Source organism: Azospirillum sp. (assembly GCF_035627195.1).
Lineage (GTDB): Bacteria > Pseudomonadota > Alphaproteobacteria > Azospirillales > Azospirillaceae > Azospirillum.
In genome coordinates this window covers 1-24793 of the sequence record NZ_DASPMG010000135.1, presented here as the reverse complement: position 1 = coordinate 24793, position 24793 = coordinate 1, and the positions used below count along the sequence as shown (strand labels likewise).

22 protein-coding genes are annotated in these 24793 nt (G+C 71.1%); 15 read left to right on the top strand and 7 right to left on the bottom strand.

Features of this window, described 5'->3' with window-relative positions:
• The 5 genes from VED21_RS12930 to VED21_RS12910 all read left to right on the top strand — a co-directional run.
• Nucleotides 1-433 (top strand): bifunctional ornithine acetyltransferase/N-acetylglutamate synthase (locus tag VED21_RS12930; protein ID WP_324882778.1); only part of this gene is annotated, 433 nt, incomplete at its 5' end.
• Between the two features lie 102 nt (nucleotides 434-535).
• Nucleotides 536-988 (top strand): GNAT family protein, encoded by a 453-nt coding sequence (locus tag VED21_RS12925; RefSeq protein WP_324882777.1) that lies wholly within the window; start codon nucleotides 536-538, stop codon nucleotides 986-988.
• Between the two features lie 6 nt (nucleotides 989-994).
• Nucleotides 995-1435, top strand: a complete 441-nt coding sequence (locus VED21_RS12920; RefSeq protein WP_324882776.1) for a (deoxy)nucleoside triphosphate pyrophosphohydrolase — start codon at nucleotides 995-997, stop codon at nucleotides 1433-1435.
• A gap of 131 nt (nucleotides 1436-1566) precedes the next feature.
• The gene (gene recQ / locus VED21_RS12915; RefSeq protein WP_324882775.1) at nucleotides 1567-3438 is read left to right on the top strand and encodes a DNA helicase RecQ; all 1872 of its coding nucleotides are present in this window, start codon (nucleotides 1567-1569) and stop codon (nucleotides 3436-3438) included.
• A gap of 108 nt (nucleotides 3439-3546) precedes the next feature.
• Nucleotides 3547-4314: a sulfite exporter TauE/SafE family protein gene (locus VED21_RS12910; protein ID WP_324882774.1), complete on the top strand. Its 768-nt coding sequence runs from the start codon at nucleotides 3547-3549 to the stop codon at nucleotides 4312-4314.
• A 7-nt stretch (nucleotides 4315-4321) separates the two neighbouring features.
• On the opposite strand, the gene VED21_RS12905 is transcribed toward VED21_RS12910, so the two are convergent.
• A complete protein-coding gene (locus VED21_RS12905; protein ID WP_324882773.1) occupies nucleotides 4322-5890 on the bottom strand; it encodes an adenosine deaminase in 1569 nt (522 codons plus the stop codon).
• Between the two features lie 159 nt (nucleotides 5891-6049).
• Here VED21_RS12905 and VED21_RS12900 point away from each other — a divergent pair, with 159 nt between their 5' ends.
• From VED21_RS12900 to VED21_RS12885, 4 genes are read left to right on the top strand one after another with little or no spacing between them, the layout of a single operon-like run.
• Nucleotides 6050-7681, top strand: a complete 1632-nt coding sequence (locus tag VED21_RS12900) for a tetratricopeptide repeat protein (RefSeq protein ID WP_324882772.1) — start codon at nucleotides 6050-6052, stop codon at nucleotides 7679-7681.
• Nucleotides 7682-7741: 60 nt separating this feature from the next.
• Complete coding sequence (locus VED21_RS12895) at nucleotides 7742-8392, top strand: DedA family protein (protein WP_324882771.1); 651 nt, start codon at nucleotides 7742-7744, stop codon at nucleotides 8390-8392.
• 47 nt (nucleotides 8393-8439) lie between these two features.
• On the top strand, nucleotides 8440-9210 hold the full coding sequence (locus VED21_RS12890; RefSeq protein ID WP_324882770.1) for a DUF4398 domain-containing protein: 771 nt from the start codon (nucleotides 8440-8442) through the stop codon (nucleotides 9208-9210).
• Nucleotides 9204-9977 carry an OmpA family protein gene (locus VED21_RS12885; protein WP_324882769.1) on the top strand — a complete coding sequence of 258 codons (774 nt, stop codon included), beginning with the start codon at nucleotides 9204-9206 and terminating at the stop codon, nucleotides 9975-9977. Before VED21_RS12890 ends, VED21_RS12885 begins: the two co-directional genes overlap by 7 nt.
• Before the next feature lie 56 nt (nucleotides 9978-10033).
• Here the strand turns inward: VED21_RS12885 and VED21_RS12880 are convergent, their stop codons facing one another.
• The gene (locus VED21_RS12880; protein WP_324882768.1) at nucleotides 10034-11791 is read right to left on the bottom strand and encodes an ABC transporter ATP-binding protein; all 1758 of its coding nucleotides are present in this window, start codon (nucleotides 11789-11791) and stop codon (nucleotides 10034-10036) included.
• 264 nt (nucleotides 11792-12055) lie between these two features.
• Between VED21_RS12880 and VED21_RS12875 the strand changes: the two genes are divergently transcribed.
• The gene (locus tag VED21_RS12875; protein WP_324882767.1) at nucleotides 12056-12415 is read left to right on the top strand and encodes a hypothetical protein; all 360 of its coding nucleotides are present in this window, start codon (nucleotides 12056-12058) and stop codon (nucleotides 12413-12415) included.
• A 44-nt stretch (nucleotides 12416-12459) separates the two neighbouring features.
• Here the strand turns inward: VED21_RS12875 and VED21_RS12870 are convergent, their stop codons facing one another.
• The 3 genes from VED21_RS12870 to VED21_RS12860 form a co-directional block, all read right to left on the bottom strand.
• Nucleotides 12460-14763 carry an ATP-binding protein gene (locus tag VED21_RS12870; protein ID WP_324882766.1) on the bottom strand — a complete coding sequence of 768 codons (2304 nt, stop codon included), beginning with the start codon at nucleotides 14761-14763 and terminating at the stop codon, nucleotides 12460-12462.
• 150 nt (nucleotides 14764-14913) lie between these two features.
• On the bottom strand, nucleotides 14914-15609 hold the full coding sequence (locus VED21_RS12865; RefSeq protein WP_324882765.1) for a gamma-glutamyl-gamma-aminobutyrate hydrolase family protein: 696 nt from the start codon (nucleotides 15607-15609) through the stop codon (nucleotides 14914-14916).
• A gap of 4 nt (nucleotides 15610-15613) precedes the next feature.
• Nucleotides 15614-16627 (bottom strand): amidoligase family protein, encoded by a 1014-nt coding sequence (locus VED21_RS12860; RefSeq protein WP_324882764.1) that lies wholly within the window; start codon nucleotides 16625-16627, stop codon nucleotides 15614-15616.
• A 110-nt stretch (nucleotides 16628-16737) separates the two neighbouring features.
• Between VED21_RS12860 and prmB the strand changes: the two genes are divergently transcribed.
• The gene (prmB, locus tag VED21_RS12855; RefSeq protein WP_324882763.1) at nucleotides 16738-17688 is read left to right on the top strand and encodes a 50S ribosomal protein L3 N(5)-glutamine methyltransferase; all 951 of its coding nucleotides are present in this window, start codon (nucleotides 16738-16740) and stop codon (nucleotides 17686-17688) included.
• 29 nt (nucleotides 17689-17717) lie between these two features.
• On the opposite strand, the gene VED21_RS12850 is transcribed toward prmB, so the two are convergent.
• Entirely contained in the window at nucleotides 17718-18539 is an 822-nt protein-coding gene (locus VED21_RS12850; protein WP_324882762.1) for an aldo/keto reductase, read from the bottom strand.
• Between the two features lie 241 nt (nucleotides 18540-18780).
• On the opposite strand from VED21_RS12850, the gene VED21_RS12845 reads away from it, so the two are divergent.
• A complete protein-coding gene (locus VED21_RS12845; protein ID WP_324882761.1) occupies nucleotides 18781-21723 on the top strand; it encodes a PAS domain-containing protein in 2943 nt (980 codons plus the stop codon).
• 16 nt (nucleotides 21724-21739) lie between these two features.
• Here the strand turns inward: VED21_RS12845 and VED21_RS12840 are convergent, their stop codons facing one another.
• Nucleotides 21740-21970 (bottom strand): hypothetical protein, encoded by a 231-nt coding sequence (locus VED21_RS12840; protein ID WP_324882760.1) that lies wholly within the window; start codon nucleotides 21968-21970, stop codon nucleotides 21740-21742.
• Between the two features lie 257 nt (nucleotides 21971-22227).
• On the opposite strand from VED21_RS12840, the gene VED21_RS12835 reads away from it, so the two are divergent.
• The 3 genes from VED21_RS12835 to VED21_RS12825 form a co-directional block, all read left to right on the top strand.
• On the top strand, nucleotides 22228-23181 hold the full coding sequence (locus tag VED21_RS12835) for an ABC transporter substrate-binding protein (RefSeq protein WP_324882759.1): 954 nt from the start codon (nucleotides 22228-22230) through the stop codon (nucleotides 23179-23181).
• A gap of 193 nt (nucleotides 23182-23374) precedes the next feature.
• Nucleotides 23375-24166: an ABC transporter permease gene (locus VED21_RS12830; RefSeq protein ID WP_324882758.1), complete on the top strand. Its 792-nt coding sequence runs from the start codon at nucleotides 23375-23377 to the stop codon at nucleotides 24164-24166.
• A partial coding sequence (locus VED21_RS12825) for an ABC transporter ATP-binding protein (protein WP_324882757.1) occupies nucleotides 24163-24793 on the top strand: 631 nt, incomplete at its 3' end. The genes VED21_RS12830 and VED21_RS12825, both read left to right, overlap by 4 nt.

Here is a 24793-nt window from a genome sequence, read left to right as displayed (position 1 = left end):
GGAGGTGGCGCTCGACCTCAGCCAGCAGATCGTCCGCGACGGCGAGGGGGCGACCAAGTTCGTCACCGTCACCGTGACGGGTGCGGAGAGCGCCGCCGCCGCCAAGCGCATCGGCCTGACGGTCGCCAACTCGCCGCTGGTGAAGACCGCGGTGGCCGGCGAGGACGCCAACTGGGGCCGCATCGTCGCCGCCATCGGTCGCGCCGGCGAGAAGGCCGACCGCGACCGCATCAAGATCACCATCGGCGGCACGCTGATCTGCGCCGAGGGGATGGAGGTGCCGGGCTACGATGAGACGCCGGTCGCCGCCCACATGAAGGGCAAGGAGATCGACGTGCTGATCGACCTGGGCATCGGCCCCGGCACGTCCACCGTGTGGACCTGCGACCTGACGCACGGCTACATCGACATCAACGGCAGCTATCGCAGCTAAGAGTCCCATGCGCCTCCTGCCGGACCGCATCGACACGCCCCGCCTGGTACTGCGGGCGTTCCGGCCGGAGGACGTGCCGCTTTTCGTGCCGCTAATCGGCGATTGGGAGGTGGCGCGCTGGCTCGCCCGCGTGCCCTATCCTTCCTGGAGGCGGACGGCTGCACCTGGGTGGCGCTGGCCGAGGCCATGCGGGCCGACGGCTCCGGCTTCAACCTGCTGGCGGTGCGGCGTGCGGACGGGCAGCTGGTCGGCGGCGTCGGGCTCACCATCGCGACGGGCGAGATCGGCTACTGGCTGGGCCGGCCGCACCAGGGCGCCGGATACGGCACGGAGGTGGCCGGTGCCCTGGTGCGCGCCGCCTTTGAGATCGTCGGCCTGGACATCGTCTTCGCCTTCACCGATCCCGCCAACGACCGCTCGCGCCGGGTGCTGGACAAGTTGGGCTTCGCCTACGGCGGCCTGCGCGAGCATGACTTCGCCTTGCGCGGCGGGCTGCGCCCGGCGCATCACTACGACCTCACCGCCGCGCGCTGGCGCGATCTGAACCGAGGATGATCCCCGATGGCCTGCTTCGACCCGAACGCCCCGCCGCCGCCCAGCCCCGGCCGCACCCTGCTGGTGGCCGCCGTGGCGCTGGTCGACGTGGACGGCCGCGTGCTGCTGGCCCAGCGCCCGCCCGGCAAGTCGCTGGCCGGCCTGTGGGAGTTTCCCGGCGGCAAAGTGCACGAGGGCGAGACGCCGGAAGCCGCCCTGGTGCGCGAACTGAAGGAGGAGTTGGACATCGACACGCGGTCGAGCTGCCTCGCCCCCTTCACCTTCGCTTCGCACAGCTACGAGGAGTTCCACCTGCTGATGCCGCTGTACGTCTGCCGCGTCTGGCAGGGCGACGTGCGGCCTATGGAGGGGCAGAAGCTCGCCTGGGTCTATCCCAACCGCATGGGCGACTACCCCATGCCGCCGGCCGACGTGCCGCTGGTGGCGATGCTGCGGGACCTGCTGTAGGGGCCGCGACCCAACATTGCCGCTTCACTCCGGCCCGGTCCTGTGCCACATCATAGGGCTGGTAGATTGGCCGGCGATCCGGCCACCGGATTTAGCATCGGGTCGGCGTGGATACGCTCTTCGACAGGACAATGACCAGCGGCGACGCGGCGCTCGACGTGCTGCGCTCGGTGTTCGGGTACGAGTCGTTCCGCGGGCAGCAGGGCGACATCATCCGCCATGTGGTCGGCGGCGGCGACGCGCTAGTGCTGATGCCCACCGGCGGCGGCAAGTCGTTGTGCTACCAGATCCCGGCGCTGGTGCGCGACGGCGTGGCGGTGGTCGTCTCCCCGCTGATCGCGCTGATGCGCGATCAGGTGACGGCGCTGCGCCAGCTCGGCGTGCGCGCCGCCTTCCTCAACTCCTCCCTCGACGTGAACGAGGCGCGCGAGGTCGAGCGCGCCATGGTGAAGGGCGAGCTGGACCTCGTCTACGTGGCGCCGGAGCGGCTGGTCACGCCACGCTTCCTCGACCTGCTGGACCGCACGAACCTCGCGCTGTTCGCGCTGGACGAGGCGCACTGCGTGTCGCAGTGGGGGCACGACTTCCGGCCCGAGTACCTGCAGCTCTCCATCCTGCACGAACGCCACCCGATGGTGCCGCGCGTGGCGCTGACCGCCACGGCGGACGCGCAGACCCGCGCGGAGATCGCCGAGAAGCTGGGCCTGGGCGAGGCGCGGGTCTTCCTGTCCTCGTTCGACCGGCCCAACATCACCTACCGCATCGTGCAGAAGAAGTCGGAGCGCCAGCAGCTCCTGGAGTTCCTGCGCGAGAACCACCCCGAGGACGCCGGCATCATCTACTGCATGTCGCGGGCGAAGGTGGAGGACGTGGCGCAGTGGCTGAACGCCCAAGGGCGCGAGGCGCTGCCCTACCACGCCGGCCTGCCGTCCGAGGTGCGCGAGGCCAACCAGGATCTGTTCATCAAGTCCGAAGGCCTCGTCATGGTGGCGACGGTCGCCTTCGGCATGGGCATCGACAAGCCCAACGTCCGCTTCGTCGCCCACCTCGACCCGCCCAAGAGCCTGGAGGCCTACTACCAGGAGACCGGGCGCGCCGGGCGCGACGGACTGCCGGCCAACGCGTGGCTGTCCTACGGCATGGCCGACGTGGTGGGCCTGCGCCAGATGCTGGAGCAGTCCGAGGCCGGCGAGAGCCACCGCCGCGTCGAGCGCACCAAGCTGGAAGCGCTGCTGGGCTTCTGCGAGACGGCGACCTGCCGGCGTCAGGTGCTGCTCAACTACTTCGGCGAGACGCTGCACGAGCCGTGCGGCAACTGCGACACCTGCCTGGAGCCGGTCGTCACCTGGGACGGTACCATCGCCGCGCAGAAGGCGCTGTCGGCCGTCTACCGCACTGGCCAGCGCTACGGCGCCGGGCACCTGATCGACGTGCTGCTGGGCAACGCTACCGAGAAGGTCAAGCAGCAGGCGCACGACCTGCTGAAGACCTTCGGCGTCGGCAAGGATCTGTCCAAGGCGGAATGGCAGTCGGTCTACCGCCAGCTCGTCGCCGCCGGCTGCCTGACGGTGGACGTGGAGGGTTACGGCGGCTTCCGCCTGACCGACGCCGGGGTGGCGATCATCAAGGGACAGGCGACGATCCAGTTGCGCAAGGACCACGTGCAGGAGAAGCGCCGCGGCGTCAACGACGCGCTGCGCCGCTATGCCGCCTCGGGTCGCGGGGCGTCGTCGAGCGGGCAGGGGGTGTCGCGCAGCGGGGCGCGCGGGGCGCTGTCGGCGCAGGACGACGCGCTGTGGCACGCGCTCAAGGCCTGCCGGCTGGAGCTGGCGCGCGACCAGGGCGTGCCGCCCTACGTCATCTTCCACGACTCCACGCTGCTGGAGATGGTGGCCGAGAAGCCGCTCGACCGCCTCGCTTTCTCCCGCCTGCCCGGCGTGGGTGCCCGCAAGCTGGACCTCTACGCGGACGCGTTCCTGGACGTGATCCACCAGCACGCGTAAGCGCGATCCCCAAGCGCGATCCCCAAACGCGATCCATTGACGCATGTCATGGGTTTTGGCGGCGCGGGCGCCTAAGTAAGGACGCGATCCGCCCCGGAGACCGCACCGTTGGACACCCATTCCGCCCTTTCCGTGCTCGAAGCCGGCCTGAACGCCTGCGCCGTGGTCATCGACCGCGACGCCGGGCTGCTGTTCGCCCTGCTCACCGCCGGGCTGGTCGGCGGCGCCACGCACTGTGCCGGCATGTGTGGTCCCTTTGTCTTGGCGCAGGTGACGGCGCGGCTGGAGCAGGTGCCGGCCTCGCGGATGAGCGAGTTCCACCGTCTCGCCGGGGCGGCCGTGCTGCCGTACCACCTCGGCCGCGCCACGACCTACGCGGCCATTGGCGCGGTGGCGGCGGGGGTGGCCGGGCACGTCGGCGCGCTGCCGGGGCTGAAGTGGCTGTCGGTGGCGCTGCTGGTGTTCGCCGCGCTGTTCTTCCTGGGTTATGCGGTCAAGGGCCTGTCGGCGTGGCTGCCGCACTTCGACAGCCCGGTCCAGCGCTGGTGGGGGGACCGTGTGTCGCGCCTCGCCCGGCCGCTGTTCGGCAACCCGGTGGGATGGCGCGGCTACGGGCTTGGGCTGGCGCTGGGCTTCATCCCCTGCGGCCTGCTGTACGGCGCCGTCGCGGTGGCGGCGGCCAGCGGCAGCGCGCTGACCGGCTTCGTCGGCATGGCGGCCTTCGCGCTGGGCACCATGCCCAGCCTGCTCGCCGTCGGCCTCGCCGGTCACGTCGCCGGCCGCACCTGGCGCGAGGCGGTGGCCCGCGCGGCACCCGTCATCATGGCCGTCAACGCCGGGGTGCTCGGCTGGATGGCGTGGCGGCTGGTGGCGTAGCGGGCGGCTACAGCCGGTCCTCCGCCACACGGCGCTCGAAGTCGGCGAGCGCGCGTTCCAGACGCCACTGCACGCGGGCCTTCTCGCTGGCCTCCAGCAGGGTGCCGCAGGCGGGCGGCGGTGCGGCGCCGGCCGGGTCGGCGTCGGCGCAAGGCGCGGCGCGGCGCCCGGCCCTGACGTCCGTCCACAGGCTGGAACCGGGCAGGAAGCTGTACTCCAGGCTGTTGCGCGCCAGCTCCACGACCTCGGCGTAGGACAGGCGGTAGGTGGTGACGGCGCGCTGCAGCTCGTTGGTCAGGTCGCTGCGGCTCACCCCCTCGTCGTCGGTGGAGATGACGGTGGGCACGCCGGCCTTGCGGTAGACCGGGAAGGGGTGCCCATCCCCTTGCACGCCCAGGATCTGGTCGTTGCTGGACAGGTTGACCTCCACCGCCACGCGCCGCTCCGCCATCAGGCGCAGCAGGCCCCAGGGATCGTCCTCGTACATCACGTCCACGCCGTGGCCGATGCGCCGGGCGTGGCCCAACTCCACCGCCTGACGGATGTGGAAGCGCAGGTCCTCCGGCGGGACGATGCCCAGCGTCAGCTCGCCCGCGTGCAGCGCCACGTTCACGCCGGGCATGGTGCGGTGCAGGGCGTCGATCATGCGCATGTGCAGCGTATAGTCGGTGCGGGCGATCCGGTAGTCCTCCGGCCCGACGAAGTTCAGCCCCACCACGCGCGGCTCCGCCTGCGCCAGCAGGAAGGCGAACAGCGTCTGCGCAAAGACGCGGTTCGGCGGCTGGTTGCGGCTGACCTGCTGGAGGTAGCGCACCGACACGCCGCAGCCGTCCGACGGATTAGCCGTGCCACAGCGCAGCACGCTGCGCATGCGCGCCTCCGCGCGGTCCAGGCTGGCCTTGGCGCCGGGGATCAGGTCGCCCAGCCCGGCCTCCATCAGGCGGCGCGTGGTGTCGGCCGCGTCGCCGTTCCAGCCGACCTTGTCGGCCAGATCGCGGATGGCGCCGCTGTTGCCGGCGGTAGCCATCAGTTCGATGTGCTCCACACGCTGGCGGCCGGCGCGGTCCACGGCTTCGGCCAGCAGGTCGCCAGCGGCGGCACCCGGCGCGTTGAAGCGGGCGAAGGTGGCGAAGAACTGGTCGTGCCCGCTCCACCCGCTGGCCGGCACGAAGTCGCGCAGCGACAGCGCGTCCACCACCTTGGCGTAGAGCCCCTGGTCCTTCAGCAGCTCGGCCGCCGGCACCGTGCCGGGCGCGCAGGCCGGCTTGGCGGCTGGCGCTTTGGGTGCCGGCGACTTGGTGAAGGCCATGGCCGCGGTGTCCAGGCACAGCGACTGCTCCGCCGCCAAGCGGATGTAGGTCTCGGCGTAGACGGCGCCCGACAGGTGGTTGTGCAGGTCGGCCCCCTTGGGCATGCGGGCCAGGAAGGCGCGCAGCTCCGGCGGGCTGGAGCGCACCTGCTCGAACCGCTGCGCCGCGGTACCCCCGCCCTCTCCGGTCTGCGGCAAGCCGGCGCAGGCGGTCGCCAGCAGGGAGGCCAGCAGGGCCGTGTACAGGCCGGTGCGGGTGCGGTTCATCGTCGGTCGTCTCCGTGGGGTTTCGCGCGCGCTGCACTTTAGGATGCGGCGGTGCAACCGGGCAATGCGAAGCCGACGTTCGCCGCTGTCGTGCCGCGCACTTTCAGCTATGGTGCGGATCACGAACCGATTTGCCTACGCCTTGGGGAGGCCCTCGTCATGACCGACACGCCCACGCTGACCGACGCCATCCGCCTGTTCCGCGGCGGCGATCTGGCCGGGACGGAGGCGGCGTGCCGCCGCATGCTGGAGAGCAACCCGAAGGACGCGCAGGCGCTGCACCTCCTTGGCCTCGTCGCCGCGCACACCGGCCATCCGGAAGCGGCCTTGGTGCTGTTCGACCAGTCGGTCGAGGCCGACGACACCGATCCGTCGACGCACAACAGCCGCGGCAGCCTGCTCTTCCAGCTCGGCCGCACGGCGGAGGCGGAGCCGGCCTTCCGCCGCGCGCTGGAACTGAACGAGGCGCTGCCGGAGGTGCACGGGAACCTCGGCAACGTGCTGAAGACGCTGGGCCGCCCGGCAGAGGCCGAGCCCTGCTACCGCCGTGCGCTGGAACTGCGCCCCGACGCGCCGGAGATGCTGAACTTCCTCGGCACCACGCTGCGCGACCTGGGCCGCCTGGACGAATCGGAGGCGAGCTTCCGCACCGCGCTCGCCAAGGCGCCGGAGTACCTGGACGCCCGCTACAACCTTTCCGAGGTGCTGGCGACCCAGGGCAAGCTGGAGGAGGCGGCCGACGGCTTCCGTCTGGTGATCGAGGCCGCGCCCAAGTTCATCCCCGCCCACGTCGGCCTCGCCCACGCCCTGCAAAGCCTCGACCGCGCCGGCGAGGCGGTGGAGGCGATCGAGGCGGCGCGCGCCATCGACCCGAACCACCCGCTGATCAACTTCACCCGCCGGCTGATCTATTCGAACGCGGTGCCCGGCTGGCACCTGCCGATGATCAACGATTTCGAGCGCAACGACGCCTACAAGGCGGCGCTGGAGCGCGCGGTGACGCCGGACAGCCTTGTGCTGGAGATCGGCACGGGGTCCGGCATCGTGTCGATGATGGCGGCGCGCGCGGGTGCCCGGAAAGTGGTGACCTGCGAGGTCAACCCGATCCTGGCGCGCGTGGCGGCGGAGACGGTGGCCAACAACGGCTACGCCGACCGCATCACCGTGGTGCCGAAGCTCTCCACACAGCTCACGGTGGGCGAGGGCGGCGACCTGCCGGAGAAGGCGGACGTCTTCGTTTCCGAACTCATCAACATCGGCATGCTGGCGCCGCGCATGCTCTCGGTCCTCCAGCACGCGCGCACCCATCTGGTGAAGCCGGACGGCAAGATCATCCCGGCGGCCTCCACCGTCTACGCCATGCTGGTGGAGACGCCGGAGCTGGCGCGGATCAACCCGGTGAAGAGCATCGACGGCTTCGACATATCGGCGATGGACGTCTTCCGCTCCCCCGGCTACGCGCAGATCGACATGGCGGCGGATGCCCACACGCCGCTGTCGGCGGCCTTCACCGCCCTCGACTTCGATTTCACCCGCACCATGCCGGAGGAGGGCGAGCGCGACATCGAGGTGGAGGTGACGGCCACCGGCACTTGCCATGGCGTCGCCTTCTGGTTCGACCTGTTCATGGGCGACGACGTCGTCTACCGCTCGGAAAGCCGGGCGCGCACCAACCACTGGAAGCAGGCCATGATGTTCCTGGAGGCGCCGATCCGCGTCGATCCGGGGCAGCGCCTGACCATCCGCGCCCGCTACGACAACAACCAGATCTCCTTCGGCGTGGTGGGCTGACGCCCCGCGCATTGGACGCCGCGCCGGAACCCGGCGCGCGTGCCGCCGGTTGCCGTGGGCATGACGGAATGGGTTACGGACGTCGTCGCCCAGCTTGGCTACCTGGGCATCTTCCTGCTGCTGGTGCTGGCGCGCGTGCTGCCGCCGGTGCCGGCGGAGACGGTCATCCCGCTGGCCGGCATGGGCGCCGCGGCCGGGGAGTTCAACCTGCTGCTGATCGCGGTGGCCGGCGGCCTCGGCTCCGCCGTGGGGGAACTGCTGTGGTATCTGGTCAGCCGCCGGCTGGGGCATGACCGCTTCGTGGCCTTTCTGCGCCGGCACGGCCGCTGGCTGGGCATGGACGAGGAGCAGGTCGACCGCGCCACCCTGTGGTTCGTGCGGCGCGGCGGTGTCGCCGTGCTGCTGTGCCAGCCGCTGCCGGGGCTGCGCACGCTGATCTCCATCCCGGCCGGCGCCATCGGGTTGCCGATGCCGCGCTTCCTTCTGTACGCCACGCTGGGCTCGGCCGGGTGGGTGCTGGTGCTGGCGACCACCGGATATCTGATGCGCTCGGGCTTTCCGGAACTGGCGGACTGGATGGTTCCGGGCTCCTTGGCGTTGTTCGGCGTGCTGCTCGCCGCTTACGTCCTGCGCGTGGCGCGGCACCTGCGCCGCGCCCGGGCGGAGCGGCGTCGACAAGCCGGTACTCACAGCGGAACCTTCGCCGGGTAGGCCCGTTCTGTCGGCATCCCTCGACCATCCGAAGGAAGGCCCAAGCCATGACCCGCATTCGTGCGCGTCGCATCGGGGGCGGTACCGCTGCCGCCCTGCTGTCGCTCGGCCTCGTCGCGTGCGCCAGCGACGTGCCCCCGCCCACCGCCCAGCTCGGCGCCGCCAGTCAGGCCATCCTGAACGCCGAACGCGCCGGGGCGCCGCAGTTCGCGCCCGGCGAGCTGCAGATGGCGCGCAACAAGCTGGCCGCCGCCGACGCCGCCATGCGCCGTGACGACCGCACCGAGGCGCGCCGTCTTGCCGAGCAGGCGCAGATGGACGCCGACCTCGCGGCCGTGCACGCGCAGAACGCCGCCGCCCAGCAGGCCGCCGCCGCCGTGCGCCGCGACCAGCAGGTGCTGAGCGGCAGCTCGACCGGCGCCGGGCCGGCCGGCGTCGGCAGCAGCGTGGCACCGGTCCCGCTCCAGCCCTCCGGCAGCAGCTATTCCGGCACGACCTATTCCGGCACCGCCTACGATGGGCGTACCGGCGTGCCGCTGACCCCCGGCTACCAGCCGCTGCCCCCGCCGCCGCCGACCGTCAGCACGACGATCGTCAACCCGGCCGGCACCGCCACCTCGACCACCGCCGGCAGCACCACCATGGCGCCCTACGGCGCCCTGGAGCAGGGCACGCCGCTGCCCACGTTCCCCGGCCCGACCAGCTGGGACACCCGCGTCCTCGAACCGCCGCCCGCCGCCGTTGCGCCGGTGCCGCCGGTGAGCAGCGGCAGCAGCAGCTCCACCACCATCATCCAGCAGCGGGGGACGACATGGTGACCGCCCGCCTTCTGGCCCTCGGGGCCGTGGCGGCGCTCGCCGCCTGCGCGTCCAACCCCGAACCCGCGGCGCTGACCGAGGCCCGCTCCGCCTACACCGCCGCCGCTGCCGACCCGGCGGTGGCGGCCGGCGCGCCCATGGAACTGGCACGCGCCCGCGAGGCGCTGACGCTGGCCGAGGCCGCGTACGCCGACGGCGAAACGGCCGAGACAAGCCAGCGCGCCTACGTCGCCAGCCGGCAGGTGCAGATCGCCCGCGAGACGGCGATGGCCACCCAAGCGCGCAGCACGGTGGCCACCGCCGACCTGACGCGCGGCACCGCCGTCCTCCAGGCCCGCAACGCCGAGTTGGAACGCCAGTTGGCCGAGCTGCAGGCGGAGCGGACTGAGCGCGGCATCGTCATGACGCTGGGCGACGTGCTGTTCGCCGTGAACCGGGCCGAGCTGACGCCGGGCGCCGAGGCGCGCCTGGACCGTCTGGCCGAGTTCCTGCGCCGCAACCCCGACCGCACCGTGCGCATCGAGGGCTACGCCGACGCCACCGGCGCCGCCGGCCACAACCTCGACCTGTCGGAGCGCCGCGCGGCGGCGGTGCGCGACGCGCTGACGGCGCGCGGCGTCAGCCCCGGCCGCGTCGTGGCGCAGGGCTTTGGCGAGGCCCGCCCGGTGGCCAGCAACGCCACCGAATCCGGCCGTCAGGCCAACCGCCGCGTCGAGGTCGTCATTTCCGACCTGCCGGGCAACGTGGCCGAGACGCGAACCAGGTAAGGAAGTACGCTTTGCCCCCACCCGGCCGCTTCGCGGCGGGTGGGGGCAAACCGAACTCACGCCGCCGCTTGCGTCCCGTGATAGTTCGCCCACATGGCCTGGAAGTGCTTCTGGCGGGCCAGCAGCTCGCCCAGCGTACCGGCGTCCACCACGCGGCCGTCGGCCATCAGCACCACGTGCGTGAAGCGCGTCAGCAGGTGCAGCCGGTGCACGGCCGAGACGATGCAGGCGTCGCGGAACTCGTCCAGCAGTCCCTCGTAGATGGTCAGTTCGGTGGTCGGGTCGATGCTGCTGGTCGGCTCGTCCAGCATGATCAGGCTGCACGCCTTTGAGGCCAGGATGCCGCGCGCCAGCGCCAGGCGCTGCTTCTGCCCGCCCGACAGATTGAAGCCGCGCTCGCTGATCGGCGTGTCCAGCCCCTGCGGCAGCCGCTCCAGAACGGGGCCGAGCTGCGCGAGGCGGCAGGCGCGCGCCACCTCGGCCGGCGGGTAGTCGATGCCCATGGTGACGTTCTGGCGCACCGTGCTCTCGAAGATCTCCGGGTCCTGCGGCACCAGCGTGGCGACGGCGCCCAGGTCGCGCAGGTCGGGCCGCGCCGCGCCGTCCACCGTGAAGACGGCATGCTCGGCCTCGTACAGGCCGGCCAGCACGCGCAGCAGCGTGCTCTTGCCCGAACCGCTCTCGCCCACCAGCGCCACGCGGGCTCCGCGCCCCAGCGTCAGGCCGACGCCGGACAGCGCCGGGCGCCCGGCGTAGTGGAAGTCCAGGCCGTCGACGCGGATCTCCCGCCAGCCGGCCGGGATCGGATCGGCGCCGCCGCCGGCGCGCGGCATGGCGTCAAGGATCGGGTCGGCGCCGGCGAGGTCGGCCTGATGGCGCATCAGGTCCTGCCAGTGCGTCGCCATGGTGCCGACGACAGCGCCCAACTGCTGGGCGTACTGGTGCACCATGACGGCGGTGCCCAGCGGCACGATCCCGCCGTCCCGCCACGTCAGCCACGCGTACAGCACCACCAGCCCGGTGCGCAGCCCGTTGTTGGCGAGGTCGATGGCGCACCACTTCGCCTCGTGCACCACGATGTGCCGGCGCACGGGCAGGAACACCTCGGCCAGCCGGTCGCCGATCACCCGGCGGGTGGCGGCCTGCAGGCGCAGCGTCAGCACCGTGCCGATGTTGCCCAGGCAGTCCACCAGTTCGGCCATGTAGCGGCCCTCGCGGCGGTTCTCCTCGTGCAGCAGGCGGACCATGGCGCGGTCGAATCGCACCAGCACCAGCAGGATCAGCGCGTAGCCGGCCAGCGCCGCCATGCCGGTGGCGGTGGAGATGACCAGCAGCGCCGCGATCGGCCCGATCAGGTTGACGATGTTCTGCAGGTAGACGAACTGGTGCTGCGAGAAGCCGAACAGCGCCTGCGTGGCCTTTCCCATGCGCTGGATGGTGTCGCCGGAGTGGTGGCGCTCGTGCCAGCCCAGCGGCAGCTCGGTCAACTTGGCGTACAGCCGATCGGCGAAGCGGCCGCGGATGCGCAACGCGGTGAAGCGCTCCATCACCCGCGCCGGCCCGTGCAGCGCCCAGCCCAGCACCGTGGCGCCCAGCGTCAGCCCCATGCACCACAGCGCCGTCTCCAGGTCCTGCACGCCGGTGTCCTGCAGGGCGTTGACCGCCTCCCCGAAGAAATAGGGGATGGACAGCCGCACGGCCTGGGCCACGAACAGCATGGCCAGGAACGTGGCCACGAGGCCGCGTGCACCGTCCGTGTGCTGCCAGAACGTGGCGTAGAGGCGCCGAATGCCGCCGGTGCCGGTCGTCATCATGCCCACCGCTGGGTCGTTGGAAAGGAGCGGGCGAGAGTGGGCGGCGGCCGGTTAACCGGCATTTACCGGAAAGGCGGGGGAGCGGTGACCAATGTGGGGCGAAGGCGCGCCCGCGCCGGCAACCATTCGCCCCGCTTCCTGTTGATCGAAGGTGGAGCGCTGCAATACGGCGCCGGGAAGCGCCGTTCGCGCCGTTTCCCAGGCGGCAGGCTCCGGCCGTGACGGGGGTCACGGGCCAATCACCGTCAACATTGGAGTGAGAGAATGCGTAACCTGTTGATCGGGGCCGTGTCGGCCGCCGCGCTCTTCGCCGGTTCGGCTCTCGCGGCCGACTACCAGTCGGGTGGTGCCATCCAGTCTCCAGGCGCCAGCGGGGGCGCCGTCATCGTGGCGCCGGGGACCAGTGGCTCGACGAACTGGTCGGGCACCACCACCGTGCCCTCGGGCACCGCCGGCATGTCGGACGACAGCACCCTGAGCACCACGGAGCAGCGCCGCACGCGCGCCATCCGTCCGAACGCGGGCGCCAACCCGAATTCGGCGCTGGAGGCCCAGCGCAGCACCGGCACGCATTGCCCGCCGGGCACCCCGAACTGCCGTCCGGGCACCCTGGGCGGCCAGTAACGCGATTTCTCCCCCTCCCTCGCTTCCGGCGGGGGAGGGGCCGGTTACGCCGCCGCCGTGGTGGGGAAGCGCAGGACGAAGGTCGTGCCGCGGCCGACTTCGCTCTCCACGCGGATGCTGCCGCCCAGACGGTTGCTCACGATGTTGTAGACGATGTGCAGGCCAAGGCCGCTGCCGCCCGCGCCGCGCTTGGTGGTGAAGAACGGATCGAAGATGCGGGATCGGTCCTTCTCCGGGATGCCGCAGCCGTCGTCGGTGAAGCGCAGTTCCACCTCGCCCGGCGTCGGGCGGGTGGCGGTCAGCGTCAGGTGGCCGGCCTGCCCCTCGGCGAAGGCGTGCGTCAGCGCGTTCATCACCAGATTGGTCAGCACCTGGAACAGCGCGCCCGGATAGCCGTCGATGGCGATGTCGTCGGGGCAGTCGATCGTCACCACGTGCGGCGTCTTCTTCAGGCGCGGGTGCAGGCTGGTCAGCACGTCTTCCAGGTAGGCGCGCAGGCCGAAGGCGCGGCGCTCCTCGCTGGTCTGGTCGACGGCGGTCTGCTTGAAGCTCTGGATCAGCTCGGCGGCGCGGTGCAGGTTGGTCTCGATCAGGCCGCACACCTCGGTCGCGGTGCCCAGGTATTCCACCAATTCGCCGCGCTTCAGCCCGCCCTCGTCGAACTGGCGGCGCAGCCGCCGCGTGGTGTCGGCCAAGTGGGTGACGCCGGTCAGCGCCACGCCGACGGGCGTGTTCACCTCGTGCGCCACGCCGGCCACCAGCTGGCCCAGAGAGGCCATCTTTTCCGACTGCACCAGCGTTTCCTGCGCGTGGCGCAGGTCGGCCAGCGCCTGCTCGGCGCGCTGCTTGGCGGCCTCGGTCTCCTGCTCCTGGCGCTTGCGCTGGGTGATGTCGTTGATGGCGAGCAGGATCGCCGGCTCGTCGCCGTCGCGGATCTCCACCGCCGACAAGAGCGCCCAGAACGTCCGGTTCTGTGCGGTGCACAGGCGGATCTCCATGTCGCGCACCGCGCCACCGTCTTCCAGCGCCCGGATCAGCCGGTGTGAGTCGGCCGCATCGTGGAAGAAGCGCTCGTCGCGGGTCAGCGTCAGCTGCGCGCCGGCGGTGCCGAACAGTGTCTCCGCGTGGCGGTTGAAGAACAGCACGGATCCGTCGGACACCCGCGCGATGATGATCGGGAAGGGCGAGGCGGAGAGGATGGAGCGCAGCCGCTCCTCGCTGGCCTTCAGCGCGTCGGCGTATTCGTGCGTTTCGATCAGCGCCTCGCCGAATCGCTCCACCGACGTGCTGATGGCGTCCAGCTCGGCGAACAGGGCGGGCGGCAGGCGCACCGGGCGGCGGTCGCGCTGCACCTGGAACAGCGCCGCGCTGGCCCGCAGGATCGGCTTCACCACATGGCCGCGCAGCAGCAGGAACAGGGCGAGCTGCACCGCCGCCGCCCCTCCCAGCCCGACGACGACGACCAGGATGCCGTGCTCGCTGTCGCGCACCAGCGTCTCGGCCAGCAGATGCGTGCCGGAGACGGCGTCGGCGGTCAGGCTCTCCGTCATCTCCTTCAGGAGGGCGTGCGCGCGCTCCGTCTCGCGCGCCATCTCGACCTCGTTGCCGAGCATCTCGCGGCGCACCGTGAACAGCACCGCCAGCCCGTCCAGATCCTCGAAGAAGCGCGTCAGCCCCGCCCCTTCGGACGAGGCCAGCGCGATGCGAACCGTGGCGGCCAGCGTGCGGAAGCGCTGTTCAAGCTCTTGCAGCTGTACGGCGTCGGTGGCGATGGCGGCGTCGCTCAGCACGTCCAGCACGTTGAAAAACGGCTCCTGCGCGGCCAGCGCGGTGCCGGAGCCGAGGATGCGCAGGAACACCTCGTTGCCCTGCCCGCGCACGCGGTTGACGCTGGCGCCCAGCGCGTCGATCACGTCGGCGCGGTGCGCCGTGCGCCGCACGGCGTGCACGGCGAGGTCGAGGCGGGTCAGCAGCCCCGGATCGACGTCGGTGGCGAAGCGGCTGGCTAGCGCCTCCGCCTCTTCCAGGGCGCGGCCACGCACCTCGGCCGAGCGGGTGTTCAGCACCGCCTCGGCCAGCTGGCCCATGCGGGCGGCGAAGACGGCATATTCCTGCTGCTTGCCGATGCGCGGCACGATGGCGGTGCGCGCCTCGTTGGCGACGGTGAGGATGCGGCTGAAGGCGCCGCCGATGCCCCAGCTCAGGCCGACGACCAGCAGCGCCATGGCCAGCGCCGCCAGCACCGCCACCGTCTGCAGGCGCGGCTTACCGCGGCGCCACCCCGACGTGGTGGTGCGGGAGGCGGCGCGGTCCGTGCCGAGGCCGTCGCTGCGCAGGTTGACGGTCAACCGCCTCCTCCCGTTGAGACCGGGCGCGCAGGCACAACCCGCCGCCGTGCACAGGATAGACGGTCCCTCCTACTTTGGGAATGGAATGGCGTACGAACGGTGGTGAAAAGTTGGAGGGCGGAGGCGGCGCGCGGCCCGACCTGCGACCGCTCACGCCGCCATCTGTTCGGCGACCGGCCGGCCTCGGGCGGCCTGGACCAGGGTGCGGAACAGGTTCTGCTGGCGGTCGTCGGCCACCAGATATTCGGGGTGCCACTGCACGCCGATCAAGAAGGGATGCCCGGCCGCCTCGGTGCCCTGGACGATGCCGGCACGGTCGCGCGCCACCACGCTCAGCCCATCGCCCAGCCGATCGACCGACTGATGGTGCAGCGCGTTCACCCGGCACTCGCCCATCGACAGGATGCGGTAGAGGACGGAGTCCGGCTCGATCCACACGCGCTTGCGCGGCAGCACGGTGCGCAGGTGTTGCGCCTGCTCGTACACCTCGTGGATGTCCATGTGCAGCGAGCCGCCGCGGTGCACGTTGATGATCTGCGAGCCGCGGCAGATGCCAAGCACCGGCATGCGCCGCCGCTCCGCGTGGTCCAGCGCCAGCATCTCCAGCCGGTCGCGCTCGGGGTCGATGCGGATGTGCGGACGCGCGGTTTCGCCGTAGAGCGAGGCGTCGATGTCGTCGCCGCCGCCGACCACCAGCCCGTCCAGCTGGTCGATGGGGTATGGATCGTCGGCGGTGATGCGCACGGCCCCCGCCCCGGCACGCCATAGGGCCATGCGGTTGAACCACCAGGCGATGCGGCTGCCGTGGCGCGACGCGGTGACGCCGATGAGCGGTCGCGCGGCCATATCCTTACCCCGCCAGCCGTCCGGCGATATGTTGGCCGGCGAGGTGCTGGCCGGCCTCGGCCGCCCAGCCGTCCAGGTCCTTGCGCTGCGCGAAGTCGCGGTAAGCCGCCCCCAGGGAGTCGAGCCGGCCGCGGTCGGCCGCCAGCTCCTCCACCGTCACCCAGCGGTTCCAGTCCTGCGCCAGCGACCAGCCGGGATCGCCGATGCGGGCGTTGGGCAGGCGGTAGTGGAAGGTCGGCCGCGGCCGGACGTGCGGGTCCTTCACCGCGGCGAACAGCGTGTCGGGGGCGAGGTGGGCGAACAGCGGGAACAGGTCCAGCTCGCGGTTGCGCGTGGGATTGGCCGCAAGGTAGTCGGCGATCAGCGCCGCCCGGTCCGGCCGGTAGGCGGGGTCGACCACCTTGGCCGCGTAATCGATGGGAAAGGCGGCGATGAAGCCGGTCAGCCGGCGCGTCGGGTCCACCTGGATCTCGCTGCGCAGCCAGGGCGACAGGATCAGGAACGCCTTCAGGTGGTCGACGAGGTAGTCGGCATCGTCGGCCGCCACCTCCGGATTGAAGTGCAGGCCGAAGGCGAACAGGGGGCTGGCCTCCGTACCGGCCGCGCCGCGCTCGCGCAGGCCGCGGATCAGCGCCTCCAACTCGGGCAGCCGGTCAAACGGCACCGGCGGGGCGGCGATCTCGAAGGGCATGACGAGGCTGCCGATGCGGCCCCACAGCGGGCGCAACTTCTCCAGCATGGTATCCAGCGCGCCGGGCTCGGTTTCGGCGTCCGCATCGGCCTTCTTCTCCGGGTGGGCGGAGCGCATGTCCAGTTCCACCGTGAAGTCGCCCAGGCGCGTGCCGGTGACGCGGCAGCGGTGCGGGTCCTCCACCTCGATGGTGCCGCCGTACAATTCACGCACGAGGCGCGCGGCGCTGGGCGCGTCGAGGTCAGCGAATTCCAGTTCCACCCCGACCCGGCGCGGCGAGCCGTCGGGCGTGGTGAGGCGCGGGGGCATGTGAAGGGTGCTGTCCATGGCGCCGGTTCAACACCGCCCGCTCTTCCGGGTTCCATGCGCGTCTCTCGCCCGTTGCCCGCCGCCGGGGGGCCTGCTAATCAGCGGGGGTCCAACAGCGCAGGCCCGCCATGACCGACTTCCAGCGCACCCCCTTCGAGCGTCCCGAGGTTGACCCCGCGACCGCCGCCGCCGAGCTGCGGACCGTCCGCGACTTCATCCGCCATGCCGTCAGCCGCTTCATGGCCGGTGGCCTGTCCTTCGGTCACGGCACCGGCAACGCCCATGACGAGGCGGTGTTCATGGTGCTGGAGACGCTGAACCTGCCCATCGACCAGCTCGAACCCTACATCGACGCCCGACTGACCATGCCGGAGCGCCGGGCGCTGGCCGAGGTGATCGCCGCCCGGGTGTCGACGCGCAAGCCGGCCTCCTACCTGCTGAACAAGGCCTACATCCAGGGCTTCCCGTTCTACGTGGACGAGCGGGTGATCGTGCCCCGCTCCTACATCGGGGAGCTGCTGTTCTCCGACATCGTCGGTGGCGACGACTTCACGGTGGTCGAGGACCCGACGGACGTGGAGCGCGTGCTCGACCTGTGCACCGGCTCCGGCTGCCTCGCCATCCTGGCCGCGCACGTCTTCCCCGAGGCGCAGGTGGACGCGGTGGACCTGTCGCCCGACGCGCTGGAGGTGGCCCGCATCAACGTGGCCGAGCACGGCGTGGAAGACCGCGTCACCCTCCACAAGGGCGACCTGTTCGCGCCGCTGAAGGGCAGGAAGTACGACGTGATCCTGACCAACCCGCCCTACGTCGACGCCGAGGCGATGGCCGCCCTGCCGCCGGAGTTCCGCGCCGAGCCGGAGATGGCGCTCGCCGCCGGCGAGGACGGGCTGGACATCGTGCGCCGCATCCTGAAGGACGCGCCCAAGTACCTGACGCCCACCGGCGGCGTGATGTGCGAGATCGGCACCGGCCGCGCCGTGCTGGAGGCCGAGTATCCGGACATCGACTTCCTCTGGCTGGAGACGGCCGAGAGCTTCGGCGAGGTCTTCTGGGTGACCCGCGACCAGCTCACATAATGCAGCCGTAGGTTGGCGCCGCAGAACGCTCACGTGTCCCAGCGCGGCGACCAGCCGGGGTCGCAGGTGCGGGTGCCGCCCTGCAGGGCGTCCATCGCCTTCAGGTCGTCCGCGTCCAGCGTCAGGTCGGCGGCCTCCAGGTTGGCGCGCAGGTGCGACTCGCTCAACGCCTTGGGGATCGCTGCCACGTTGTCCTGGGCCAGCAGCCACGCGATGGCCACCTGCGCCGCCGTGCGGCCGTGCTTGGCGGCGATGCGGGCCACCGTGGGCTCGCGCGGGATGGCGCCGTGCGCCAGCGGGCTATAGGCGGTCAGCACCATCCCGTGCCGGCGCAACTCCCCCAGCAGCGGGCGCTGGGACAACAGCGGGTGGTATTCGACCTGGTCGCAGAACAGCTCCGCCCCCACCTCCTCCACCGCCTGCCGGACCAGGGCCACGGGGAAGTTGCTGACGCCGATCTGCCGCACCGTGCCGGCCGCCTTCAGCTCCGCCATGGCGCCCAGGGTCTCGGCCAGCGGAATGCGCGGGTTGGGCCAGTGGATCAGCAGCAGGTCGATCCAGCCGGTGCCCAGCGCCCGCAGGCTGTCGGCCGTGGAGCGCAGCACGTCGGCGCGGCCCAGGCGGTCCATCCACACCTTGGTGGTGACGAACACGTCGTCACGCGGCACGCCGGACGCGGCGAGCGCCCGGCCCACCTCCGCCTCGTTGCCGTACATCTGCGCGGTGTCCAGGTGGCGGTAGCCGAGGTCGAGGGCCGCGCGCACCGTCCGCTCGCACGCACTTCCGGTCAGTTGCCATGTGCCCAGTCCCAGGGCCGGCATCGCCGACCCGCCACGCGTAAAAGTCTTCATGGCGCTTACCTCTTTCGACGGGGAATCCTGCAATGCTACGAAAATCCGGATAAGATCCTGTTCAAAACCTCTCCTTGACGATACCGCGAACGGGCGAGGCGTGCATTGGACTAGTTCGAAGGAGTTCGGAAAGTTCTTCGCCCATTAACTGTGAATTAACCATGCGTGCGGCATGTTGACGCGCGCTGCGACGCCTGCGGGCATTCCGCCCTTGGGATCCGCCGCGGCAACGGTGTCCGACATGACCCTGGTGGCCCGTCTCTTCCTCCTGGTGATCATCGCCGTTCTCCCGGCGATCGGCATCCAGGTGCACAACGTGGCACAGCTGCACGCCGAGCGGATGCGCGGCGCCAACATCCAGGCACAGTCGCTCCTCCAGCTCGTCGAGCGGGAGCAGGCGCGCCTTGTGGCCGGGGTGCGGCAGGTCGCCGTCACGGTATCGGAAGGCTCGTTCCTGCGCACCGGCGAGAACGCGCGCTGCCAGGTCTACCTCGACCGCCTCGCCCGCCGCTCACCCGATCATCAGTACATCACCGTCACCAACCGCGCCGGCATCGTGCTGTGCAGCGGCACGGCGGAAGCCGTCGGCCGCTCGATCGCCGGCCGGCCGTTCTTCCACCGTGCGCTGGAGGACGGGCGCTTCACCGTGGGCGAGTGGATGCGCTGGCCGCCCGAAGGGGTGGGCGGGGGCGAAGGCGACCCCATGCTGCCCTTCGCCGTGCCGTGGATGGACGCCGAGGGAAAGCCGGGCGGCGTGGTCGTGACCATGCTCAGCCTGCCGTGGTTCGCCGCCAATCTGGCGGCCAGCCCGTTGCCGGAGAACGCCAGCCTGACCATCGCCGACCGCGACGGCGTGATCCTGGCCAACCTGTCCGGCGGCGGCCTGGGGCAGGGTGCCCGGCTGCCGCCGCACTTCCTCGAACTTCTCAGCCGGGCCCAGGGCGGGCTGGCCGAGGTCACGGGTCTCGACGGCGTCGAGCGGGTGCTGGCCTTCTCGCCGGTGGGCGACGGGGTGCATGACCTGTTCATCGCCGTTGGTATCGACCGCGAGGCGGCGACCCGACACCTCGCCGACGCCATCCGGCAGGGCATCGTCATGACGCTGCTGGGGCTGCTGCTGGCCGGTCTGGCGGCGTGGATCGGCGGCACGCTGTTCATCCGCCAGCCGGTCGCCGCGCTGATGGCGGCGGCCGACCGCTGGCGCGCCGGCGACTGGGGCGCGCGGGCGCGCCTGGGCGACGGCTGGTCGGAGATCGGCCAGCTCGGCCAAGCGTTCGACGGCATGGCCAAGGCACTGGAGGAGCGCGAGCGGGCGCTGAGCGCCAACGAGCGGCACCTGCGCACCGTGCTCGATTCGCTGCCCGTGGCCGTGGCGGTGCTGAACCCCGACGGCACGCTGCTGCAGGCCAACCACGCCGCCCTGACCGCCGCCGGGCTGACGGTGGCCGACGTGGCGGGCCGCCGCTTCGAGGACACCGGCTGGTGGTCCTACGACCCGGCGGTGCGGGCGCGCCTGCGCACGGCCATCGACCGGGCGGCGGATGGTGTCGCCTCGCGCCTCGACATCATGGCGCGCGTCGCCGAAGGGCGCCTCGCCGTCGTCGACGTCACGCTGGCACCCATGCTCGGCCCCGACGGCGCCGTCACCCACCTGCTCGCCGCCGGCATCGACGTGACCGAGCGCCGCCGCACGGAGGAGGCGTTGCGCGTCGCCGAGGAGCGTTTCCGCACGGCGCTCAAGAACTCCGGCGTGGTGGTGTTCAATCAGGACCGCGACCTGCGCTTCACCTGGATGAACAACTCCGGGCTTTTCCCGCGCGCCGAGGACGTGCTGGGGCGCACCGACCGGGAGGTGTTCGAGCGTCCGCGTGACGCCGAGATGCTGACGGCGCTCAAGCGCCGTGTTCTGGAGAGCGGCGAGGGAGCCCGCGAGGAGATCCGCCTGCGCGCCAACGGCCGCGACTACTTCTTCGATATCACGGTGGAGCCGCTGCGCGACGCCGCCGGCTCGGTCGCCGGCATCACCTGCGCCGCCGTCGACGTGACCGAGCGCCGCCGCGGCGAGGACGCCGTGCGCCGCGCGCGCGAGGAGGCGGAGCGCGCCAACGCCGCCAAGTCGAAGTTCCTGGCGGTGGCCAGCCACGACCTGCGCCAGCCGGTGCAGTCGCTGTTCCTGTTCACCGCGGCGCTGGCCGACCGGCTGGACGGGCATCCGGCCACGCCGCTGCTCGACAACCTGCGCCAGTCGCTGGACGCGCTGAAGGACCTGCTGGACGGGCTGCTCGACATGTCGCGGCTGGAGTCCGGCAAGATCGTCGCCAAGCCGGTGCGCCTGAAGCTGGACGACCTGCTGGGCCGGCTGGCCGCCGAATACGGCCCGCGGGCACGGCAGAAGGGGCTGGAACTGACCGCCGTGCGCACCGGGGTGTGGGTGGAGAGCGACCCCGCGCTCCTGGAGCGCATCCTGCGCAACCTGCTGGAGAACGCGCTGCGCTACACCCGCCGGGGCCGCATCCTGCTGGGCGCGCGCCGGACGGAAGGACGCATGCGGGTGGAGGTGTGGGACACCGGCGTCGGCATCCCGTCCGACCAGCTCGACGCCATCTTCGAGGAGTTCACCCAACTCAACGACAGCCATGGCAGCCGCGGCCTCGGCCTCGGGCTTGCCATCGTCAAGCGGCTGGCGCGGCTGCTGGGGCACCCGGTCACGGTGCGCTCGACGCCCGGCGAGGGCTCGGCCTTCATGGTCGAGATGCCGCGTGTGGCCGCGCCCGAGTTGCCCATCCAGGTGCGCCACCCGGCCAACGACGCCGGCTCCAAGGGCCTCGTCATGGTGATCGACGACGAGGCGATCATCCTGCTCGGCCTGAAGGCGATGCTGGAGGGTTGGGGGTACGAGGTGCTGGCGGCCCGCTCGGGCGACCAGGCGCTATCGCTTCTGGAAAAGGACGGCCGGCGTCCGCGCCTCGTGCTGGCCGACTACCAGCTGCAGAACGGCAAGACCGGGCCGGAGGCGATCGCCGCCATCCAGGGCCGGCTGGGGGAAGGACTGCCGGGCATCATCCTGACTGGCGACACGACACCCGAGCGCCTCGCCGAAGCCGCGCGCAACGGCTTCCGCGTCCTGCACAAGCCGGTGTTCCCGAACGAACTGCGTCAGGCGATGGCGGCGGCGGGGGGCTGAGGCTGCGGCGTCGGCCTTACTTCCGGCGCAGCCAGCGCTTCCAGATGGAGGCGTCGGCGGCTTCGGCGTCCTTCTGGGCCAGCCACTGGTCGGCCAGCTCGCGGACCTGCCAGTTGCCGAGGAAGCGGTCGCAGTCCACCGCCGCGTACAGCCGCACCCGGTCCTTGCCCAAGCGCTCGAAGTACTCGATCGTCCGTTGGCGGTCGTCGTCGCTGAGGACGTGCACCGGGCGGTGGTGAACCGTCACGCGTCGCTGCTCCGGCACCAGATATAGTTGTCTCGAATCCCATATAGTGCGGTTCGTCGGTTCGTTGCAATATCACTTTTGCGCTGGACGGTTGGTAGGCCCAGCCAAACCGCCGGCTTCGAACCGCCAAGCTCCCTTCCAAGCCGGCCGTAAAACGATCAAGATAGGCGCCGTACAGGGACCGGGCTGCGTCGCCACGCCGCACCCCGGCGCACAGCCTCGTAAGCGCAACCTCGAGAAACAAGAGGGCTCACGTCATGAAGCGCATGCAGTGGATGGTTGGGACTCTGGTGGCCTCGCTGATCGGGTTTTCCGCGGCGGCCGGCGCGCAGGACCTGCCGAAGATCACCATCGCCATGAGCGGCTGGACCGGCTTCGCGCCGATCACGCTGGCGAAGGAGACCGGCATCTTCAAGAAGAACGGCGTCGAGGTCGAAATCAAGAAGATGCCCACCTCCAACCGCCATCAGGCGATGGCGGCGGGCGAGGTGCAGGCCATCGCCACCACGGTGGACACGCACATCCTCTACGCCTCCTCCGGCGTCGACGTGACGCAGGTCCTGGTGCTCGACAGCTCGCACGGCGGCGACGGCATCGCCGTGCGCCCGCCCATCGCCACGGTCGCCGACCTGAAGGGCAAGCAGGTGGCGGTGCAGTACGGCGGCGTGCCGCAGTTCTGGCTGGCCTACGTGCTGAAGAAGAACGGCCTGTCGATCGCCGACGTGCAGACCAGCAACCTGCAGCCCTCCGACGCCGCCAACGCCTTCGTCGCCGGCCAGTTCGACGCCGCCGTGACGTACGAGCCCTACCTGTCCAAGGTGCGCGAGGCAAAGGCCAACATCGTCGTCACCTCCGACCAGACGCCGGGCGTCATCATCGACACGCTGGCCTTCCAGCCGGACTTCATCAAGAAGAACCCGAAGGTGGTCGACGCCGTGGTGAAGAGCTGGTTCGAGGCGCTGGAGGCCATCAAGGCGGACGAGAAGAAGGCGTTCGAGCTGATGGGCAAGGACGTCAACCAGACGCCGGAGCAGTTCGCCGCCTCGGCGAGGTTCGTGCGCTGGTACGACAAGCCGATGAACCAGGACTACCTGTCCAAGACCATGCCCGCCTTCGCCAAGGAGGTGCAGGACGTGATGCTGGACGCCAAGCTGATCCGCCGCGCCCCGCCCAGCCTGGAGGCGATGGCGACCACGGACTTCGTGAAGTAACAGGCGTTGCCCCCTCCCTAACCCTCCCCCTCTTCGAGGTGGAGGGAACTCCGCCGCTCTGCCCCCTCCACCGCGGAGCTCTCGCCGGATCTTTGATCCGGCTGACGCGGCAGGCGGATCCTGCGGATCCGCCGGAAGCGGGGGAGGGATGGGGAGGGGGCAACGGCACTTCCCACCGCAGGAACCTTCCCACATGAACGGCCTGTTCACGCCGCTGAAGCCGGTGAGCCCCGGACTGCGCATCGTCCTGGGCGTGTCGTGCTTCGTGCTGTTCTTCCTCGGCTGGGGGATCGCCACCTACGGCGGCTTCGTCCGGCCGCTGTTCCTGGCCTCGCCCGGTGACAGCCTGATCGCCGGCTGGGCGCTGTTCACCGAATTCGGCTTCGCCGAGGACGTGGTGGTCACCGTCTGGCGCGTGTTCGCCGGCTTCGCGCTGGCTGCCCTGATCGCCGTGCCGCTAGGCATCCTGATGGGCGCCTTCAAGCCGGTGGAGGCGTTCTTCGAGGGTTTCGTGTCCTTCGCCCGCTACCTGCCGGCGTCGGCCTTCATCCCGCTGCTCATCCTGTGGGCGGGGGTGGGGGAGGCGCAGAAGATCCTGGTCATCTTCATCGGCTCCGTCTTCCAGCTGGTCATCATGGTGGCGGTCATCGTCGGGGCCGTGCGCGTCGACCTGCTCGAGGCCGCCTACACCCTGGGCGCCACAAGCCGGGGCGTGGTGCTGCGCGTGCTGCTGCCGGCCGCCAGCCCGCAGATCTTCGAGGCGCTTCGCCTCGTGCTCGGCTGGGCGTGGACCTACGTGATCGTGGCGGAACTGGTGGGGGCGTCGCGCGGCATCGGCCACATGATCATCGACGCCCAGCGCTTCTTGGACACCGGGCAGATGATCTTCGGCATCGTCGTCATCGGCGTGATCGGGCTGATCACCGACCTCGCCTTCCGGGCGCTGCACGCCCGCCTCTTCCCCTGGGCGCGAGGCCGCGCATGACCATCCTGTCCATCCGTGGCGTCGAGAAGACCTTTCCCGGCCGCCGTGGGGCGGCGCCGACGCAGGCGCTGACCCCCACCGATCTGGAGGTGGCGGACAACGATTTCATCACCATCCTCGGCCCCTCCGGCTGCGGGAAGTCGACGCTGCTGCGCATCGTCGCCGGGCTGGAGACGCCGTCGGGCGGCGCGGTGCGGCTGCTGGGCCAGCCGGTCACCCGGCCCGGCCCGGACCGCGGCATGGTGTTCCAGTCCTACACGCTGTTCCCGTGGCTGAGCGTGCGCGACAACGTCTGCTTCGGCCTGCGCGAACGCGGCGTGCCGCGCGCGCGGCAACTGGAGGTCGCCGATCGCTTCCTGGCCCAGGTCGGGCTGAAGGGGTTCGAGAACCACTTTCCGGCGCAGCTGTCGGGGGGCATGCAGCAGCGCACGGCGCTGGCCCGCGCGCTGGCCAACGACCCCAAGATCCTGCTGCTGGACGAGCCGTTCGGCGCGCTGGATCACCAGACGCGCGAGCTGATGCAGGAACTGCTGCTGGGCATCTGGGAACAGCACCGCAAGACCGTGCTGTTCGTCACCCACGACATCGACGAGGCGATCTTCATGGCCAGCCGGGTGGTGGTGATGT

Excerpts from the sequence above, each read along its gene's own strand:
- VED21_RS12920 (WP_324882776.1), top strand. The coding sequence starts at position 995 with ATGGCCTGCTTCGACCCGAACGCCCCGCCGCCGCCCAGCCCCGGCCGC.
- recQ (WP_324882775.1), top strand. The coding sequence starts at position 1,567 with ATGACCAGCGGCGACGCGGCGCTCGACGTGCTGCGCTCGGTGTTCGGG.
- VED21_RS12905 (WP_324882773.1), bottom strand. The coding sequence starts at position 5,890 with ATGAACCGCACCCGCACCGGCCTGTACACGGCCCTGCTGGCCTCCCTG.
- VED21_RS12900 (WP_324882772.1), top strand. The coding sequence starts at position 6,050 with ATGACCGACACGCCCACGCTGACCGACGCCATCCGCCTGTTCCGCGGC.
- VED21_RS12895 (WP_324882771.1), top strand. The coding sequence starts at position 7,742 with ATGACGGAATGGGTTACGGACGTCGTCGCCCAGCTTGGCTACCTGGGC.
- VED21_RS12890 (WP_324882770.1), top strand. The coding sequence starts at position 8,440 with ATGACCCGCATTCGTGCGCGTCGCATCGGGGGCGGTACCGCTGCCGCC.
- VED21_RS12885 (WP_324882769.1), top strand. The coding sequence starts at position 9,204 with ATGGTGACCGCCCGCCTTCTGGCCCTCGGGGCCGTGGCGGCGCTCGCC.
- VED21_RS12880 (WP_324882768.1), bottom strand. The coding sequence starts at position 11,791 with ATGATGACGACCGGCACCGGCGGCATTCGGCGCCTCTACGCCACGTTC.
- VED21_RS12875 (WP_324882767.1), top strand. The coding sequence starts at position 12,056 with ATGCGTAACCTGTTGATCGGGGCCGTGTCGGCCGCCGCGCTCTTCGCC.
- VED21_RS12865 (WP_324882765.1), bottom strand. The coding sequence starts at position 15,609 with ATGGCCGCGCGACCGCTCATCGGCGTCACCGCGTCGCGCCACGGCAGC.
- VED21_RS12860 (WP_324882764.1), bottom strand. The coding sequence starts at position 16,627 with ATGGACAGCACCCTTCACATGCCCCCGCGCCTCACCACGCCCGACGGC.
- prmB (WP_324882763.1), top strand. The coding sequence starts at position 16,738 with ATGACCGACTTCCAGCGCACCCCCTTCGAGCGTCCCGAGGTTGACCCC.
- VED21_RS12850 (WP_324882762.1), bottom strand. The coding sequence starts at position 18,539 with ATGAAGACTTTTACGCGTGGCGGGTCGGCGATGCCGGCCCTGGGACTG.
- VED21_RS12845 (WP_324882761.1), top strand. The coding sequence starts at position 18,781 with ATGACCCTGGTGGCCCGTCTCTTCCTCCTGGTGATCATCGCCGTTCTC.
- VED21_RS12835 (WP_324882759.1), top strand. The coding sequence starts at position 22,228 with ATGAAGCGCATGCAGTGGATGGTTGGGACTCTGGTGGCCTCGCTGATC.
- VED21_RS12830 (WP_324882758.1), top strand. The coding sequence starts at position 23,375 with ATGAACGGCCTGTTCACGCCGCTGAAGCCGGTGAGCCCCGGACTGCGC.